Below are 16,516 nucleotides of genomic sequence, written 5' to 3' on the forward strand. Positions count from 1 at the left end.
GTCTTACCCCTTCAGGCTGTCACAGAAGGCCTGGGCTTCAGCCACATCCAGCGTGCCTTCGTAGATGGCACGGCCGGTAATGGCACCGAGGATACCCTTATCGGCCACGGTAGCCAGGCGCCTGAGGTCGTCCATGTTGGTGACGCCGCCGGAAGCAATCACGGGAATGCCGCCCTCTTCCGCCAGTGCCGCAGTGGCTTCCACGTTAACGCCCTGCATCATGCCGTCGCGGCTGATGTCGGTGTAGACAATGGCGTCCACGCCGTCGTTGGCGAACCGCTTCGCCAGGTCGGTAGCCATCACTTCGGAGACTTCCGCCCAGCCGTCGGTCGCAACGCGGCCGTCTTTGGCGTCCAGGCCAACAATGATGTGGCCAGGGAAGCGCTTGCACATATCGGTAACGAATTCCGGCTCTTTCACCGCCTTGGTGCCGATGATGACCCACTGCACGCCGGCCTTCAGGTAGGCTTCGATGGTTTCCGCGGAGCGGATGCCGCCGCCGATCTGGATCGGCAGATCCGGGTATTTTCGGGCAATGGTCTGAACGATTTCGCCGTTTACCGGCTCGCCGGCGAAGGCACCGTTCAGGTCCACCAGGTGCAGGCGGCGGGCGCCGGCTTCCACCCAGCGGGTGGCCATATCTACCGGGTCGTCACCGAATACGGTGGAGTCGTCCATCCGGCCCTGGCGCAGGCGCACGCATTTGCCGTCTTTCAGATCAATGGCGGGGATAATGAGCATATTTTCTAGCTTCCTCGGAGATGGCCGATCAGATACCGGAGATAGTCGCCCACCCTCCGCTACGGGGAGCTACTGCCGGAACACGCTGTGAATACGTCCCTGTGAGCTTGCCTGCAGCATCCATGCTGCAGGCAGTCCCGGCAGTAGCTCCCCGCATCGAAGGGCTGAAACATTCCGGTCCGTCAGCTCTTTCCAGTCCAGTTTGTGAAATTCTCTAGCAACTGCAAACCCGCCCGTGCACTTTTCTCCGGGTGGAACTGCACTGCAAAAATGTTGTCTCTGGCCACCGCTGCTGCAAGGTCTACGCCGTAATGCGTGCGGCCGGCCATATCGGCATTGCCCTCGGCTTCCGCGTAGAAGCTGTGCACGAAGTAGAAACGGTCGCCCTCCGGAATGTTGTGCCACAGGGGGTGATCGATGGTCTGGTGCACCTGGTTCCAGCCCATGTGGGGCACCTTCAGGCGTTCACCGTTTTCCGTGAGGTGGTCACCAAAATAACGCACCTCCGAAGGGAACAGGCCGATGCAGTCGACGCCGCCGTTTTCTTCACTGCGGGACATCAGGGCCTGCATGCCAACGCAGATGCCCAGGAATGGTCGGTCCTGGGACACTTCACGAACCAGGGTGTCGACGCCCAGGCGGCGGATTTCGGCCATGCAGTCGCGGATGGCGCCGACGCCGGGAAGGATCACATGGTCGGCTTCGCGGATTTTGCCAGCGTTGTCGGTGACCAGTACGGTGGTGTCCGGGGCGACGTGCTCTACCGCTTTTTTGGCAGAGTGAAGGTTGCCCATGCCGTAGTCGATTATGGCAACGGTTTTCATGGTTGTTGCGGTGTCCTTGATTGACCGGTGAAAAGTGACCGGTTACAGCGAGTCTTCTTGCGACGAGCCTTTTACAGCGAGCCTTTGGTGGACGGAGTAATACCCGCCATGCGCTCGTCCATTTCAATAGCCATGCGCAGGGCGCGGCCAAAGGCCTTGAACACGGTTTCAATCTGGTGATGGGTGTTCTTGCCCTTCAGATTGTCAATGTGCAGGGTCACCATGGAATGGTTCACGAAACCGTGAAAGAACTCCTCGAACAGGTCCACATCGAAGCCACCAACGGCACCCCGGGTATAGGGCACGTCCATCATCAGGCCGGGACGGCCGGACAGGTCAATCACAACACGGGAAAGGGCTTCGTCCAGCGGCACATAGGCGTGGCCATAACGGCGAATGCCTTTTTTGTCACCCACCGCCTGCTTAAAGGCCTGGCCCAGGGTGATACCGATGTCCTCCACCGTGTGATGGTCATCAATGTGCAGGTCGCCCTTCGAAACGATGTTCAGATCCACCAGGCCGTGACGGGCAATCTGGTCCATCATGTGCTCCAGGAAGGGCACGCCGGTGTCGAAACTGGATTTGCCGGTGCCGTCGAGATCGATCTCAACGGTGATCTGGGTTTCAAGGGTATTTCGTTCTACCCGAGCCTTACGTTCGGCCATGGGGACTCCGTGACAATTGAGCGGCATAGCGCCGGAAAAAATCTATCCGGCGATTATACCTTTTATGTCCGCCTGAGTCCCACAACCGGTTTAATCGCTCCGATAGCAAAGCGCGGTTAATCCGAAAGAAAAGCGCGGTTAAAACGCCTTCTTGAGGTTATTCATGTAGGTATCCACGAGGCTGTTGAACTCGTGCTTGATCACCGGGCTGATCGCCAGTTTCAGCAGGCTGGGCAGTGGCAAAGTAAGCTCAGCGCTGGTCTGGAATTTCACTGCCGTGGCCTTGTCACCCCTGGACTTAATGGTCCAGGAGCCGCTCACCACCCCGTTGCCCTCACCTTTAACGGGGTCCCAGGTAATCTTGCCGGCGTCTTTGTCTGAGTAATATTTGCAGGCATACACGGATTGGATCGCGTGCTTGTCCACGCCCACCTTTTCCATTTCCCACCGGTAGGCGTTGTCGCCAAGGTCGGTCAGCTTGTGGACCTTGGGAAAATGGCTGGCGGAACGTGGCACATCCGCCAGCAGGTCAAACACTTCATCATAACTACCCGGTATTTCAAGCTCCCGGTTCAGCTCAATCGAAACAGTAATAGCCACAACCAACTCCTTCTTGTGTTTATAGGTATCAATGTAGTCGGAAAATCAAGGACGTGTATTTTGGCCCAACACTACGGCATTGTCATACTCCTGCGCTGTTAATTTGTTAACCCTGCGTTATCCTTTGGGTCATTGGCGTCGGTATTCTCCGCGAATACTGCAAGCTCCCAACATTAGGAAGGAAGCCTGAATCATGAAAGCCGTCCGTTATGTGCTGATCACCCTCGTTGCGCTGGTCATTCTCGCCGTGGCTGCCGTTGCCATCGCCATGGCCGTGATCGACCCCAACGACTACAAACCGCAGATTGAACAGGCCGTTGAGAAGCAGACCAACCTCGACCTGATTCTCAAAGGCGACATTGGCTGGTCTTTCATCCCGCTGGGGTTTGAACTGAATTCCGTAGAGGCCACCCTGGAAGGTGATCGTTTCGTTGCTCTGGAAAAGCTGGTTGCCCAAATCGACTTCTGGTCACTCATTGCCATGTCGCCCCGGGTGAATACCTTTGTGCTGGACGGGCTGGACGCGCGCCTCGAAGTAGACGAACAGGGCAACGGCAACTGGACCCGCATCATGCCCGGGAAGTCCGCCGGAGAGGCAGCCGCGGAAACAGCCGGGACCCAGGAGGAGCAGGCACAGGAAGATCAGGGTGCCGGCGGCGAGCCCCTGAACTTCAACGTGGAGAATGTTCAGATCAGCAATGCCCAGGTGCACTACACCGACAAGAGCACCGGCCAGTCGGTCACCCTGGAAAACTTTACCGTTAACGCCAGCAACATCACCCTGGGTTCCGAGTTCCCGCTGGAGATCGGATTCCGGGTTGCCACCACCCAGCCGACCCTTGAGGTGGATGGCAACATCAGTGCCCGTCTTGCCGCCAACGAAGCACTCAACGAGTTCGCCGTATCCGGCCTGAAAGCCGTGTTCGATATGGCCGGCGAACCGTTCGGCAGCAAAGAGGTCACCGCTGAACTTGGTGGCTCTGCCAAGGCAAACCTGGAAAACGAAACCGCAACCCTGAGCGACTTTACCGCCAGCCTTGCCAACCTGTCCCTCAGCACGGAACTCACCGTGAACGGGTTCGGTGACAAACCGACCCTGAGCGGCAAGGTATCCATCGCAGATTTCTCCCTCAGGAAGCTGCTAAGCAACCTCGGCCAGCCAGCCGTTGAAACCCGTGACAAAGGCGTTCTTGAAGCCCTCGCCTTCTCCACCAGCATCGGCGGCCCGGCCGGCAAGGTGGAGCTGTCCGACCTGACCATCAAACTGGATGACACCACCTTCAATGGCTCCGGCAGCTACAACCTCGCTGACACTGGCATCGTCTTCAACCTTCAGGGCGACCAGCTGAATGCAGACCGCTACCTCCCCCCTCAAGCAGAAGGCGATACAAAGCAGGCCGCCACCCCCGAAAAGGCGACAACCGGCCCGGAAGGCGATCTGTTGCCACTGGAAACCATCCGCGGCCTGCTGCTGGACATTGATCTGGGACTCGGCCAACTGATTGTCAGCAACCTGACCATCAAAGAAATCAAAGCCAGTACCACAGCGAAAAATGGCCTGTTAAAAGTGGATGAGTTCAGCGGCAAGCTCTATGAGGGCCGCTTTAGCGCCAACGTAACCATCGACGCCCGGAGCGACAACCCGAAATGGACCATTGGCTCAGACGTTACCAATGTGCAGACCCTGCCCCTGCTCACCGACCTTGCCGACGTGGACATGCTCGGCGGTGGCGCCAACCTCAAAGTGAACGTCACCACCACCGGTAACCGCATCTCGGCACTACGCAGCAACGCCGATGGCCAGGTCAGCTTCAACCTGGCGGAGGGCCAGTTCCGCCGAATGAACCTGACCCGCATGGCCTGCCAGGGAATTGCTCTGGTTAACCAGGATCAGCTGACCACCACCGACTGGGGCACCAGCACCCCGTTTAACGACATGCGCGGGACCCTGAACATCAACGGCAACACCCTGAACAACACCGATCTGGTGGCCTCACTGGCCGGCATGCGCCTTGAGGGCAAAGGAACCATAGACATGGAACAGAGCCAGCTGGATTACGAGGCGGGGCTTCGAATCGTGGGTGAGATTCATCGGGATAACGCCTGCCGGGTTACCGAGTATGTGGAGAACGTGGTTATTCCGGTGGAATGCCGGGGCAACTTTGCCGAAGATCCCGCCGGCCTCTGCTCCTTTGACGGATCACGTTTCCGGGATACCCTGAAAACCATCGCTGAAAATGCCGCCAGGGCCAAAGTTAAGGAGAAAGTTGACGAGACCAGGACAAAAGCCGAGGAAAAGGTGAAAGAGAAGCTGCAGGATAAACTTGGCGACAAACTCAAGGGCCTGTTCAACTGATGCCCGACCGATTCGCCCAAAAACTGCTGCAATGGTACGACAGCCACGGCCGGCATGACCTGCCGTGGCACCATAACCGGAACGCCTACCGGGTGTGGGTCTCGGAAATCATGCTGCAGCAAACCCAGGTAACCACCGTTATCCCCTACTTTGAAGCGTTCATGGAACGCTTCCCGGATGTCCAGGCGTTGGCCGAAGCACCCGTAGATGACGTGCTCAGCCACTGGTCCGGCCTTGGCTATTACGCCCGGGCCCGCAACCTGCAGAAAGCCGCGCAAACGGTCGTTCGCGACTTCGGTGGTGAGTTTCCACAAACCCAGGAAGAGCTCGAGTCCCTCACCGGAATCGGCCGCTCGACCGCAGCGGCCATACTGGCCCAGGCCTTCGGCATTCGCGCCGCCATACTGGACGGCAACGTGAAACGGGTACTGGCCCGCTACCACGCCATCCCCGGCTGGCCCGGCCAGACCGCCGTGCTCAACCAGCTCTGGCAACGGGCCGAGGAACACACGCCAGAACAACGGGTGCGGAATTATACCCAGGGCATTATGGATCTGGGCGCCATGGTGTGTACCCGTAGCCGCCCGGCCTGTGACAGCTGCCCATTGCAACACGGCTGCCAGGCCTATGCCCGGCGCGAAACATCACTCTATCCGGGCTCAAAGCCCAGGAAAGCCAAACCGGAAAAGACTACCTGGATGATGATCCTTCAAGACAGCGAGGGCCGCATCCTGCTGGAGCGTCGCCCACCCAGCGGCGTCTGGGGTGGCCTCTGGAGCCTGCCGGAACTGGACCCGGCCTACGGGGCAGACGAACTCCAGGAAGCCTGTGAACAGAACCTCGGGCTGGATTGCGGAGAACCGGAACTGATCAGCGGCTTCCGCCACACCTTCTCCCATTACCACCTGCACATTCAACCCGCCCGCCTGAACGTGGCCAGCGGCTCTAAAAGCATTGCAGACCAGGGCCACCTGAAATGGCTGCACCGCCATGAAGCCCTGAATCTCGGGTTACCGGCGCCGATTCGTTTGCTGCTCACCAAACCGGAGCAAACCGCCCTGCTTTGAGCCGGCCCGCTTGCGCTTTCACCCGCAACGATCTGTTATCATCACCGCCAGTGACACTTACCAACAGGAGCCACCATGAGCCGTACCGTGTTCTGCCGCAAATACCAGAAAGAACTGGAAGGCCTGGATTTCCCCCCGATGCCCGGCGCCAGGGGCCAGGACATTTTCGAAAACGTATCGAAGCAGGCCTGGGAAGAATGGCAGGCCCAGCAGACCATGCTGATCAACGAAAAACACCTGAGCCTGATGGACCAGAACACCCGCAAATACCTGCAGGCGCAGATGCAGCACTTTTTCAACAACGAGCCTTTTGACAAGGCCGAAGGCTACGTACCGCCGGAGCAGTAAAGCCGGATTGATCAAAGCCTGAGCGACCCTGAAAAGATTCAGAAATTTTTCCGGCTCAGCCTTGACTCAAAACATCGAAACCGGTTTAATAGCGCCCCGTTGCACTGCAGTAGCGCAACATGCCCGGATAGCTCAGTTGGTAGAGCAGGGGATTGAAAATCCCCGTGTCGGTGGTTCGATTCCGCCTCCGGGCACCACGAATTCAATGACTTAGCCCGCTTCTTGCGGGCTTTGTTGTTTCTGGTGTCCACCAAGTGTCCACGGAAAACTAACAGCCAATCTCTTTAGCCAGTGTAAGGCTTTTACGGGCCCCTTCTCTAACGCCGTTTAGCTTTCCGGTCAGCGAGCTCAGTTGAGGCAACTCGCGCAAAGGCAAACCCTCTGCGGCCGCTAGCGGAAAAACCGAGTTCACCTTTAGCTCAATCAGGGTGGCCTTGACAGCCAACCTTCTCACTCCTTATAACCAGACGTTATTTTCCCATTTAGGGAACATTTGATAAAATTCCCGAAAAAGGAACTTCGCCATCCTATGAAGGTCTTAGCCCGGAACAAGCTGACCGACTTCATGCGCAAGCACGCTTCCTCCAAGAAGGCTCTTGAAGCGTGGTATGCAGAGGCAGAAAGAAGCAACTGGCAGACACCACAAGACATCAAGAATCGATTCGCCAGCGCCGACTTTCTCGCCGATAACCGGGTCATATTCAACATCAAGGGCAATCACTTTCGGCTCGTGGTCAAGGTTCGGTACCAGGGTGGCATTGTCGTGGTGGAGTGGGTTGGAACACACGCGGACTACAGCAAGCAAAAACTCTAAGGAAACAGCATCATGGACCATCTGAAAATCATTAAAACTCCGGAAGAGCATGAGGCTGCTCTGGAGCGCCTTATGGTACTGATGGACGCTGGCCCGCTGGAGGGTTCCCCGGAAGCTGACGAGCTGGAAGTGTTGGCTATGCTGATTGAGCAATACGAGCAACGCCAGTTCCCTATCGACCTTCCTGACCCTGTAACAGCCATTCGCTTTCGCATGGACCAGCAGGGCCTGAAGAATAAAGACCTCATTCCCTTTATCGGTTCAGCATCCAAAGTCAGTGAGGTACTGAATGGAAACCGCCCGCTCAGCCTGAATATGATTCGCCGGCTGAATCACGGTCTTGGCATACCGGCAGACATCCTGATTCAGGAGCCCGTTCAGGAGACTGCCAGCGAAAAAAACGTCGACTGGCAAGCGTTCCCCTTGGCGGTCATGCTGAAGCGTGGGTATTTCGAAGGCTTCGAGGGTTCCCTTCAAGAACTGAAAGAATACGCAGCAGAGTGGTTGACGCGACTTTTCAGCGGTGTGCGAGGCGGTTTTGAGCTGGAACCGGCAATGCTGCGCACGGCCGCTCACCTTCGCACCAACGACAAGGTAAGCGACCGCTACGCCTTATGGGCCTGGCAGGCAAGAGTTTTACAGAAAGCCGCAGAGCAACAACTACCTGGCTCATACAAAAAAGGCACAGTTACCCTGGAATGGATGCGTAATCTCACTCGGCTATCCTGGTCCGGGAAGGGGCCTGAACTGGCGCGGGAGTATCTTGAAAGGTCCGGCATCCATCTCGTTATTGAACCGCATTTACCCAAGACCTACCTTGACGGCGCAGCCTGCGTAGCTGCCAATGGCAACCCGGTCATAGCGCTGACACTTCGGTATAACCGGCTCGATAACTTCTGGTTCACTCTCATGCACGAACTTGCCCACGTTGCGTTGCATCTGGACGGTAATGAAGCCTGGTTCATCGACAACCTGGATGCCGAAACCGAAGACGACCAGGAGCAGCAAGCCGACGCTCTTGCGCAAAGCGCATTACTGCCAGATAGCGTTAACTACCGATCAATTACCCTAGCGGCCTCGGTCCGAAAGCTCGCAAATGAGCTGAATATTGCGCCAGCGATTATTGCCGGCAGAGTTCGACACGAAACGGGAAATCACAGGCTGTTTGGAAGCGCCTTCAGAGAGAAAGTAGGCACCGAGCTCGAGTGCTAGATTATTCAAGACTGGCCTTGCCCTCAAAGAGAACGGGACGCTACTTCGACAACTTCAAAGACAACAACTGCGTGGCCATTGGCTGGAACGGCCTGGGCGCTACATCTGGGCGGCACTCAGCGACACCAAAAAACCGTACCTGACTGATTTTATTGCCGTCGTTTTTTGTCTACTGCTGCCATCAACAGCATTCTTCAGATCGAAAATCCCCGTGTCGGTGGTTCGATTCCGCCTCCGGGCACCATTAAGAATTCAGACAAAGCCCGCCTTGTGCGGGCTTTGTTGTTTCCAGCAGCCTGTCGGACTTAAAGCTGATCTACTGTGCCGGTGGCTTTATCGCTCAACCGGCAGTTCCAGCCCCGTCCAATAGGCTTCCGTACTGCCAGTGGGGCGAACCTTAACCATGGACAGCCTGGAATCCTCACACCTTCTTTAATCCGAACACAACTGCCTGAAAGAAAGTGCCATGCCGAAGGGCGCGCAGAATTTCGTTTTTTTCAGGCCTACTACTCACCGTCAAAAGGCGATAAGGATATAGCTGAGCTTGGATTACTCAAATTCGATATTACGGATTGAATGACGTTCTCCCGGTATGAGCCACCCAAGCCGGGAACCCTTCCTCAATAAAGCCCTTCCAGACTTCCAGCTTTGAGAAGAAATCCCGTTCTGTGCAAAAAACACTACATCTTGTGTCGTGCTGTGATAAATCCACATATAAGGTTGACATCCATTAACTTTAACCTAAAATTGTCAACCAGCAGTTGTCACCCTAAAGGAATAGAGCCATGTTGCATGATCGGTTGCGTTGTGCACGAGTCCTGAAAAACATGTCACTACAGCAGGTTGCGGACCAGTTGGGAGATATTTCCAAGCAGGCTCTGTCGAAATATGAACAGGGCAAAGATGCGCCCAATTCCACCCGTTTAATACAGCTCGCGGACGTGCTGGAGGTAAACCCTGAGTATTTCTTTCGTTCCGATTCCGTCAAGCTTGGCGAGGTAGACTTTCGGAAGCACTCTGCATTCGGCAAAAAGCAGCAGGAAGCGGTGAAAGAGCAAGTTCGGGAACACCTGGAACGGTATCTGGCTGCGGAGGATCTGTTTGAAACCGAGCACGCTGCCGATGGGTTCGCCCAATGGCGGGAGTGCTTTTCGGTGTCTAATGTCGACGATATTGAAAAGGCCGCAGAAGACCTTCGGAAAGGATGGCATCTTGGCACCAACCCCATTGCAAACCTAACTGAAACCCTGGAAGAGAATGGCATCAAGGTGGTTGGCCTGAAAGCTCATGAAAAATTTGATGGGCTTTGTGCTGTGGTTAACGATGGTGCTGATGCTGTGATCGTAAGCAATATCGAACGCCCCGGAGAACGGCAGCGATTCAATCTGGCCCACGAACTGGGCCACCTTGTGATGGACATACCAGAAGCGGTTCATGGCACTCGTGATGAAGAAAACTGGTGCCACCGCTTTGCAGGCGCATTCCTTTTTCCCGCCAGCCAGGTGAGAGCAACTTTCGGCACCAGCCGCCGACGGGTGCTGTTCAAGGAGTTTTTGCTGGCCAAAGAGGAATGGGGAATCTCTATCCAGGCGCTTCTGCGGCGACTCTATGATCTGGACATTGTTCAGCAGGGCTTCTACCAAAGTACTTTTCGTTTCTGGTCGTCCAAGGGCTACCGGAAGGATGAACCGGAACCTCTGGACCCGGAGAACTCCTATCGCTTGCGTCAGATCGTATACAGGGCATTGGCGGAGGGGCTAGTAACCCCGTCCAGAGCGGCTGAGTTACTTGGCGTCGGTCTGGGAGAGATCGAGGATGTGATGGCAAACGGACAAGCAGGTGAGGGCGCCGATGCCCACGAAAATTCTCGTCTCTGACACGAATATCTGGATAGATCTTCACCGCTGCAACCTTTTGGAGACGGTATTCGAGCTACCCCATCAGTTTGTCACCACAGAGTTTGTCTGGCGGGAGCTGCGCAAGCCTCCGGGACAGCAATTAACGGATCTTGGGCTGACCATTGAGGCGCTCAGTCGTAGCGAGACGCTGCAGCTATTCGACCTCAAGCAGTCTCTGAACAATTCATCGCTGGCGGATGTGTCCTGCTATTTCGTGGCCAGGGAGAGAGGGTGGACCCTGCTAACGAATGATGGTGACCTGCGAAAATCTGGCCACCAAGCGGAGTTGGATGTCCGAGGTGTACTCTGGATTCTGGATGAATTGGAGTTTCACCGGGGACTGTCGCCAGCTAAGCTCGCGAGTGCTCTAGCTTCGATGCTCTACTCCGGCGCACGCTTGCCAGACGAAGAATGCGACAAACGCCTTACGAAGTGGCGCAAGGGCTGAAATCCGAATTTTTCTTCCAAGCTGTCAATCTACCGCCATAACGACAGACCTGCACCGCCTTCAGGTCGACGTTTCCCGGCAGTACTCATTGCTTCAGGATGAAGTCTCGAAAAAATGAACATTTTCCCCTCTGGCCAGCATCATACTTGGCGAGGTGGGCATCAAGATCTTCAGGTCCCGCTGGGAAAGCTGCACTGCGAAGGGCAAGCTGGCAACATCGGACGTGTTGGTGATCGACAATAAAGACACAACCCTGCAAAACCACCCGCCGCATGCAACGCCGGACATGGGTCGCCGACTTGTTTTCTCTTCTTCGCTTTTTTAACTGATGGGCCTGGTTGCCAGAAAAACCGAACCCTGATCGCGGTTTTTCTGGCAACAGGGCCGACGTTATTCGCTTACAACCGTCACCGGCCCGGTGGCATGCCTGACAACCTTTTCGCTGATACTACCCAGAGTAAGACTGCGCACCAGTGAATGGCCGCGCCTGCCCATAAACAGGTGAGCGCCCGGATTGTTTTCCAGGTATTCAATAATTTCCTTGGCAGGATCACCTTTGAGAAGGACCTCTTCAGCGGGATCGGCCGTCCCGCTCACGGCCTGTCTCGCGGCATCAAATATTTTGCGCCCGTAACTTTTTGCCTCTTCCTCAATATCACTCGGCCATACGCCGCTGACAACCAGTCTCTCCACCTTTGTGCCCGGAAACACAGCTAACAATTTGAGCGGTTGGCCGGTAGATTTAGCCAGTTCGGCTGCCATTTTTGCTGCGCGTAACGAATGATCCGAACCGTCACAAGCAACCACAATGCTCGGAGTCCCTTTGGCCATGGTCCCCTCTCCTTTTATGTTGGATGTGCAATCAACATAACATTGATGCGAAAGCCGGATGGTTGACTCAGGTCATACCCCCGGATGAATCCTTAAGAGCCGCAGGCTCTGAGGGACACCATTCACTCCTTTGAATCCCCGGCATGAGTTTAGATTACTATGCCCGAAAGTCCATGCGCAAAGCCCGCCTGGCGCAGGCTCTGGCGCCTCTGATATCTGCTTACTTCTGTTCTATCGGCTTGTACGCCCGATACCCCTGCCCGTTGGCGCCCTTCTTGACCGTGAAATATTCCGATCTGGCTACCAGCAAATCAGAGAACTTCTTTACACCGTAGGTCCTTGGGTCGAAGTCCGGGCGGGTGCGCTTGAGGAAGGAGCCGGCCGCAGAGAAAGTCGCCCATCCCTGGTCGTCCTGGGTCTGTTCCCACGCGCGTTTGAGCAGTGCGACTTCCTCGGGAAGCTTTTCGTGTTTCTTTTTCCGGGGTTCGGTTTCGGTTTTTGCCGGTTCGCCCGGAGCCGCCTCATCGGGGTACTCAAGGTTTTCCGTGAACAGGAAATCGTCGCAGGCACTGCGGAATGAAACCGGAGTCTTTTTCTCGCCGAATCCAAATACGTAGATCTCAGACTCCCTCAGACGGGAAGCCAGTTTGGTGAAATCACTGTCGCTGGAGACAAGGGCAAAGGCATCGAACTTGGAAGAGTAAAGCAGGTCCATAGCGTCGATAATCATGGATGCATCGGTCGCGTTCTTGCCCTTGGTGTAGGCGAACTGCTGGATCGGCTGGATAGCCAGTTCATTGAGGACCGTCTTCCAGTTTTTGAGACTGTCCACAGACCAGTCACCGTAAGCGCGCTTAACAACCACATGCCCGTGGGAGGACAGCTCTTCGATGATCAGGGGCAGCTTTGACAACTGGGCGTTGTCGGCGTCGATTAAAACGGCGATCTTCTTGTGCTGTTCAAGATCCTTCAATGTACTTCTTCCAAGCTTGTTGGCTCACTCCAGGGCACCGCCCGGGAAATTCTCACCAAGGATTTCCGTAAAACCACCCATCAGGCGGCCTTGCGGAAATCCTCGGCTCGAACGGCCTTGCCCCGCCGGCGCTTGTATTTCGTTTTGCCTTCAACCACTCGCATCTGGTATTTCGGGGTTTTCAGGTCGCGCCTGATAGCGCTTTCCTGTGTGGGCTTTGCCCGTTTCTTGGCCATGACAGTTGTGCCTCCTTTGGCGTTTTCATGGATTTGTTTTTCCATACCCAGTTTAGCAGATTCCGGTACTACTTCCGCGCGGGCGACATCCGGAATATCACGCACGCCACCAGGGCATTTATACCTATTGCCGGAACCTGTGGCACCATAGATTCTTGTGCCGCCGAGACGGTAATTGACTAAAAGGAGTTCTTGAAATGCTGATGGCCATTGGGGCAATCCTTGCGGGCCTGGTTCTGCTGGTGTGGAGTGCGGACAAATTCGTGGAGGGCTCAGCCACCACGGCCCGCCATTTCGGGATGCCGCCCCTGCTGATTGGTATGGTTGTGGTCGGCTTTGGCACTTCCGCACCAGAGATGGCGGTGTCCGCTCTGGCGGCTTCCCAGGGCAATCCGGGGCTGGCGCTGGGCAATGCCTATGGCTCGAACATCACGAACATTGCATTGATTCTCGGTATCACGGCATTGCTGGCGCCGATTGCGGTGCATTCGCAGGTTCTGCGGAAAGAGCTGCCTATTCTGATTCTGGTGACAGCCTTTGCCGGCTGGCAGCTTTGGGACGGCGAGCTCTCCCGCCAGGACGCCGTTGGCCTGATCGTGGTGTTCGTGGCGCTGCTTGGCTGGAGTATCTACCAGGGAATCAAACAACCCGGAGACACCATGGCCAATGAGATGACAGATGAGCTCAAAGCCCACGCCATTCCCTTGCGGAGGGCAATACTGTGGCTGGTTATCGGTCTGACCATTGTGGCCGTTGGCACATCACTGCCTGAACTGGCCTCATCCATAATTGCCGCTCGCAAGGGTGAGCATGATCTCGCCTTGGGTAACATTCTGGGTTCCAATCTGTTCAACACACTCGCGGTTGTGGGTATTGCCGGACTGATTGCGCCGATGTCGGTAGCGCCGGAAGTTCTTTCCCGGGATTTCCCGGTAATGGCCACACTCACCCTCGCCCTGTTTGCCATGGGGTATGGTTTCCGTGGGCCGGGTCGTATCAACCGGTTCGAGGGTTCTGGTCTGCTGCTTGCCTTCGTGGGTTATACAGTGTATCTCTTAGCGTTTTCAGGAGCTTAAGTTATGTCACTCACAGCCTGGCTCACTTTCCTGATTGCAGCCGTACTGATCAGCGTTTCCCCGGGCGCCGGGGCCATCAATACCATGAGCAATGGCATGCGCTACGGTGTTCGCCGCTCACTGCCCGCAATCATGGGACTGCAGTTGGGGTTCGGTATCCAGATTCTGTTGGTGGGTGCCGGGCTGGGTGCCATTATTGCCTCCTCGAACATTGCTCTATCCGTGATCAAGTGGCTGGGTGTTGCTTACCTGGTCTGGCTGGGCATTTCCAAATGGCGCGAGCCAGTGATGGAATCCATGGACGATGACCGCCAGCCGGTGAGCGGACACAAGAGGTTCTGGAACGCGACATTTGTAAACCTTACCAACCCCAAGGCAACGGTCTTTCTGGTTGCCCTGTTTCCCCAGTTCCTGGTGGCCGGTGCGCCCCACGGACCCCAACTGATCACCATGGGAACCACTCTGATACTGGTGGATTGCCTGGTCATGCTCGGCTATGCCCTGCTGGCCAGCCAGCTGTTCCGCTTCATGACCTCGGCACGGCGCCAGCAGCAGATGAACCGGGTGTTTGGCGGCCTGTTCGTCACCGCCGCCGTGGCGCTGGCCAGCTTCAAGCGAGCTTAGCAGGCGAGTGAATTAACGCAGGATGCATTCCCGGCTGAGTTTCTGACTTAATGTCCGGCGCTGACGCCTTAGGCTGTTCCCCCTGTCGTTGCTGTAGCCGGCCCGTAACCTGGACTGAATCTGGTCCAGCTTACGCCGGTACTTGCCACAGGTTTTTTCCAGCCTGGCGCTGGCTCTTTCCCGGGCATTGGTATCGGGTTTACCGGGGCGACCAGAGGGGGACAGCAGACCGCTCACCTCTTCTCGAATCCCGGAAATACGCTCCTCTTGCCTGAGATTTTCAGACATCGGCACAGTAGCAGGCGCCCGCACCTGAATCCGTTTGTGGGGAATTTCCCCTGGCGGGTAATCCGAGAAATGCGCCACGCCCTGGCTGTCTATCCAGGTATAGACTTCGGCGTGGGCAACAGCGGCGAATACAACAGACACAACAAGACTCGCCATTATCCTTGGCATACGGTTCCACTCCCTGTGGTTCGGTAAATTGCCGCGGCAGTATAACGAAAAAAACCGTGAACATGGGGTCAGATGAAAAAGGGGTCAGATGAAAATTTCATCTGACCCCTTTTTCATCTGACCCCGATTTCAGGTTTTACTGATCCAGAAGCTCAATCCAGTGTTGCACGGGAACCGGCGACCTGGTCTCCAGGTGCATCTGGCAACCGATGTTGGCGGTAACGATGCGGTCGGGGTTATCGATGGTCAGCGCCTTGAGCTTGTTGCCCAGCAGTTTCTGGCTCATCTCCGGTTGCGTAACCGAGTAGGTTCCGGCAGAGCCGCAGCACAGGTGCTTGTCTTTGGTGGCAGCGAGATTTACGCCGGCCCGGGTCAGCACCTGTTCGACCACTCCACTCTGTTTCATGGCGTGCTGCAGGGTGCAGGGGCAGTGGAACGCCACCTTTCCGGGATTCTGGCGCACCTTGAGCTTCTCCAGATCCTGTTTCAGCAGGAAGGCGCCGAGATCGATGCACAGTTCACTGACCTTCTGCGCCCTGGCGGCATACACCGGGTCATCTTTCAGAAGATGGCCGTAATCCTGAACCATGGCGCCACAGCCGGAGGCGGTCATGATGATCGCTTCTGCGCCTGCTTCGATGGCGGGCCACCAGGCATCAATGTTCTGGCGCATTCTTTCCAGGCCCTTCTCGTGCTCGGAAAGATGATAGTTCACGGCGCCACAACAGCCGGCTTCCGGTGCCTCAACCATGGTGATACCAAGCCGGTCCAATACCCGCGCAGCAGCGGCGTTGGTGTTGGGTGTAGCGGAGGGCTGCACGCAGCCGGCCAGTGCCAGCACGATCCGGCTGTGGCTGGCCGCCGGCCACGGATTCGCCTGCTTTCTGGGCGGTACCTTGGTGCGCAGCTTCTCCGGCAGCACCGGGCGGAACACCTGCCCGAGACGCAGCAGAATGCCGAACAACTGGCGGTTGGGAATGACCCGGGCCATGGCCCAGCGCAGCCATTTGTCTTTCGGATCGCGGGGCAGCTCCTTCTCCATCAGGCCACGGCTGATATCCACCAGGCGGCCATACTTTACGCCAGAGGGGCAGGTGGTCTCGCAGCTGCGACAGGTGAGGCAGCGGTCCAGGTGTTCCCGGGTTTTGTCCGTAACTTCCGCACCTTCCAGGAACATTTTCATCAGGTAGATCCGGCCCCGGGGACCATCACGTTCGTCGTTCAGTTCCTGGTAGGTCGGGCAGGTTGCGGTACAGAAGCCACAGTGCACACAGGCCCGCAGTATCGACTCGGCTTCCTGGCCTTCCGCGGTGTTGGCAAATTGTTGAACCAGATTAGTTTGCATAG

Annotated in this window: 18 protein-coding genes and 1 tRNA gene; 10 read left to right on the forward strand and 9 right to left on the reverse strand. The window is 56.4% G+C overall.

The genetic code is table 11. The annotated features are described in order from the left end of the window. Positions 1-3: 3 nt before the first annotated feature. The 4 genes from hisA to D0851_RS09040 all read right to left on the reverse strand — a co-directional run bounded on the left by hisA (position 4) and on the right by D0851_RS09040 (position 2,830). Complete coding sequence (gene hisA / locus D0851_RS09025) at positions 4-741, reverse strand: 1-(5-phosphoribosyl)-5-[(5-phosphoribosylamino)methylideneamino]imidazole-4-carboxamide isomerase (protein ID WP_117618350.1); 738 nt, start codon at positions 739-741, stop codon at positions 4-6. 182 nt (positions 742-923) lie between these two features. After that, positions 924-1,565: an imidazole glycerol phosphate synthase subunit HisH gene (hisH, locus tag D0851_RS09030; protein ID WP_117618351.1), complete on the reverse strand. Its 642-nt coding sequence runs from the start codon at positions 1,563-1,565 to the stop codon at positions 924-926. Between the two features lie 71 nt (positions 1,566-1,636). After that, positions 1,637-2,230 carry an imidazoleglycerol-phosphate dehydratase HisB gene (hisB, locus tag D0851_RS09035; RefSeq protein ID WP_007153401.1) on the reverse strand — a complete coding sequence of 198 codons (594 nt, stop codon included), beginning with the start codon at positions 2,228-2,230 and terminating at the stop codon, positions 1,637-1,639. A 138-nt stretch (positions 2,231-2,368) separates the two neighbouring features. Next, positions 2,369-2,830: an SRPBCC family protein gene (locus D0851_RS09040; RefSeq protein ID WP_117618352.1), complete on the reverse strand. Its 462-nt coding sequence runs from the start codon at positions 2,828-2,830 to the stop codon at positions 2,369-2,371. Positions 2,831-3,023: 193 nt separating this feature from the next. On the opposite strand from D0851_RS09040, the gene D0851_RS09045 reads away from it, so the two are divergent. From D0851_RS09045 to D0851_RS09080, 8 genes are all read left to right on the forward strand, one after another. Then, entirely contained in the window at positions 3,024-5,186 is a 2,163-nt protein-coding gene (locus D0851_RS09045) for an AsmA family protein (protein WP_117618353.1), read from the forward strand. Beyond that, positions 5,186-6,253, forward strand: a complete 1,068-nt coding sequence (gene mutY, locus D0851_RS09050) for an A/G-specific adenine glycosylase (protein ID WP_117618354.1) — start codon at positions 5,186-5,188, stop codon at positions 6,251-6,253. The genes D0851_RS09045 and mutY overlap by 1 nt, the downstream gene beginning before the upstream one ends. Positions 6,254-6,328: 75 nt before the next feature. Next, positions 6,329-6,601 (forward strand): oxidative damage protection protein, encoded by a 273-nt coding sequence (locus tag D0851_RS09055; RefSeq protein WP_117618355.1) that lies wholly within the window; start codon positions 6,329-6,331, stop codon positions 6,599-6,601. 121 nt (positions 6,602-6,722) lie between these two features. Then, positions 6,723-6,798, forward strand: a tRNA-Phe gene (locus D0851_RS09060). A gap of 332 nt (positions 6,799-7,130) precedes the next feature. Then, the gene (locus tag D0851_RS09065; protein WP_117618356.1) at positions 7,131-7,415 is read left to right on the forward strand and encodes a type II toxin-antitoxin system HigB family toxin; all 285 of its coding nucleotides are present in this window, start codon (positions 7,131-7,133) and stop codon (positions 7,413-7,415) included. Positions 7,416-7,427: 12 nt separating this feature from the next. Then, positions 7,428-8,627: an ImmA/IrrE family metallo-endopeptidase gene (locus tag D0851_RS09070; RefSeq protein ID WP_117618357.1), complete on the forward strand. Its 1,200-nt coding sequence runs from the start codon at positions 7,428-7,430 to the stop codon at positions 8,625-8,627. A 785-nt stretch (positions 8,628-9,412) separates the two neighbouring features. Next, positions 9,413-10,504: a helix-turn-helix domain-containing protein gene (locus D0851_RS09075; protein WP_117618358.1), complete on the forward strand. Its 1,092-nt coding sequence runs from the start codon at positions 9,413-9,415 to the stop codon at positions 10,502-10,504. Then, complete coding sequence (locus D0851_RS09080; protein WP_117618359.1) at positions 10,479-10,973, forward strand: type II toxin-antitoxin system VapC family toxin; 495 nt, start codon at positions 10,479-10,481, stop codon at positions 10,971-10,973. Before D0851_RS09075 ends, D0851_RS09080 begins: the two co-directional genes overlap by 26 nt. A gap of 390 nt (positions 10,974-11,363) precedes the next feature. Here the strand turns inward: D0851_RS09080 and D0851_RS09085 are convergent, their stop codons facing one another. From D0851_RS09085 to D0851_RS09095, 3 genes are all read right to left on the reverse strand, one after another. Next, entirely contained in the window at positions 11,364-11,804 is a 441-nt protein-coding gene (locus D0851_RS09085) for a universal stress protein (protein ID WP_117618360.1), read from the reverse strand. A gap of 220 nt (positions 11,805-12,024) precedes the next feature. Next, on the reverse strand, positions 12,025-12,777 hold the full coding sequence (locus D0851_RS09090) for an NYN domain-containing protein (protein WP_117618361.1): 753 nt from the start codon (positions 12,775-12,777) through the stop codon (positions 12,025-12,027). A gap of 80 nt (positions 12,778-12,857) precedes the next feature. Further along, positions 12,858-13,013 carry a hypothetical protein gene (locus D0851_RS09095; protein WP_162893708.1) on the reverse strand — a complete coding sequence of 52 codons (156 nt, stop codon included), beginning with the start codon at positions 13,011-13,013 and terminating at the stop codon, positions 12,858-12,860. Between the two features lie 197 nt (positions 13,014-13,210). Between D0851_RS09095 and D0851_RS09100 the strand changes: the two genes are divergently transcribed. After that, positions 13,211-14,089, forward strand: a complete 879-nt coding sequence (locus tag D0851_RS09100; protein ID WP_117618363.1) for a sodium:calcium antiporter — start codon at positions 13,211-13,213, stop codon at positions 14,087-14,089. Between the two features lie 3 nt (positions 14,090-14,092). Continuing rightward, positions 14,093-14,713, forward strand: a complete 621-nt coding sequence (gene rhtB, locus D0851_RS09105) for a homoserine/homoserine lactone efflux protein (RefSeq protein WP_117618364.1) — start codon at positions 14,093-14,095, stop codon at positions 14,711-14,713. A gap of 12 nt (positions 14,714-14,725) precedes the next feature. Here the strand turns inward: rhtB and D0851_RS09110 are convergent, their stop codons facing one another. Beyond that, positions 14,726-15,169, reverse strand: coding sequence for a DUF4124 domain-containing protein (locus D0851_RS09110; protein WP_117618365.1), 444 nt, complete (start codon positions 15,167-15,169; stop codon positions 14,726-14,728). 136 nt (positions 15,170-15,305) lie between these two features. Continuing rightward, positions 15,306-16,514 carry a glycolate oxidase subunit GlcF gene (gene glcF, locus D0851_RS09115; protein ID WP_117618366.1) on the reverse strand — a complete coding sequence of 403 codons (1,209 nt, stop codon included), beginning with the start codon at positions 16,512-16,514 and terminating at the stop codon, positions 15,306-15,308. Between the last annotated feature and the right edge of the window lie 2 nt (positions 16,515-16,516).

Source organism: Marinobacter sp. Arc7-DN-1, from assembly GCF_003441595.1.
GTDB classification, from domain to species: domain Bacteria; phylum Pseudomonadota; class Gammaproteobacteria; order Pseudomonadales; family Oleiphilaceae; genus Marinobacter; species Marinobacter metalliresistant.

Bases quoted from the DNA above. Each gene is read 5' to 3' on its own strand.
- hisA (WP_117618350.1), bottom strand. From the start codon at position 741: ATGCTCATTATCCCCGCCATTGATCTGAAAGACGGCAAATGCGTGCGC.
- hisH (WP_117618351.1), bottom strand. From the start codon at position 1,565: ATGAAAACCGTTGCCATAATCGACTACGGCATGGGCAACCTTCACTCT.
- hisB (WP_007153401.1), bottom strand. From the start codon at position 2,230: ATGGCCGAACGTAAGGCTCGGGTAGAACGAAATACCCTTGAAACCCAG.
- D0851_RS09045 (WP_117618353.1), top strand. From the start codon at position 3,024: ATGAAAGCCGTCCGTTATGTGCTGATCACCCTCGTTGCGCTGGTCATT.
- mutY (WP_117618354.1), top strand. From the start codon at position 5,186: ATGCCCGACCGATTCGCCCAAAAACTGCTGCAATGGTACGACAGCCAC.
- D0851_RS09055 (WP_117618355.1), top strand. From the start codon at position 6,329: ATGAGCCGTACCGTGTTCTGCCGCAAATACCAGAAAGAACTGGAAGGC.
- D0851_RS09065 (WP_117618356.1), top strand. From the start codon at position 7,131: ATGAAGGTCTTAGCCCGGAACAAGCTGACCGACTTCATGCGCAAGCAC.
- D0851_RS09070 (WP_117618357.1), top strand. From the start codon at position 7,428: ATGGACCATCTGAAAATCATTAAAACTCCGGAAGAGCATGAGGCTGCT.
- D0851_RS09075 (WP_117618358.1), top strand. From the start codon at position 9,413: ATGTTGCATGATCGGTTGCGTTGTGCACGAGTCCTGAAAAACATGTCA.
- D0851_RS09080 (WP_117618359.1), top strand. From the start codon at position 10,479: ATGCCCACGAAAATTCTCGTCTCTGACACGAATATCTGGATAGATCTT.
- D0851_RS09085 (WP_117618360.1), bottom strand. From the start codon at position 11,804: ATGGCCAAAGGGACTCCGAGCATTGTGGTTGCTTGTGACGGTTCGGAT.
- D0851_RS09095 (WP_162893708.1), bottom strand. From the start codon at position 13,013: ATGGCCAAGAAACGGGCAAAGCCCACACAGGAAAGCGCTATCAGGCGC.
- D0851_RS09100 (WP_117618363.1), top strand. From the start codon at position 13,211: ATGCTGATGGCCATTGGGGCAATCCTTGCGGGCCTGGTTCTGCTGGTG.
- rhtB (WP_117618364.1), top strand. From the start codon at position 14,093: ATGTCACTCACAGCCTGGCTCACTTTCCTGATTGCAGCCGTACTGATC.
- D0851_RS09110 (WP_117618365.1), bottom strand. From the start codon at position 15,169: ATGCCAAGGATAATGGCGAGTCTTGTTGTGTCTGTTGTATTCGCCGCT.
- glcF (WP_117618366.1), bottom strand. From the start codon at position 16,514: ATGCAAACTAATCTGGTTCAACAATTTGCCAACACCGCGGAAGGCCAG.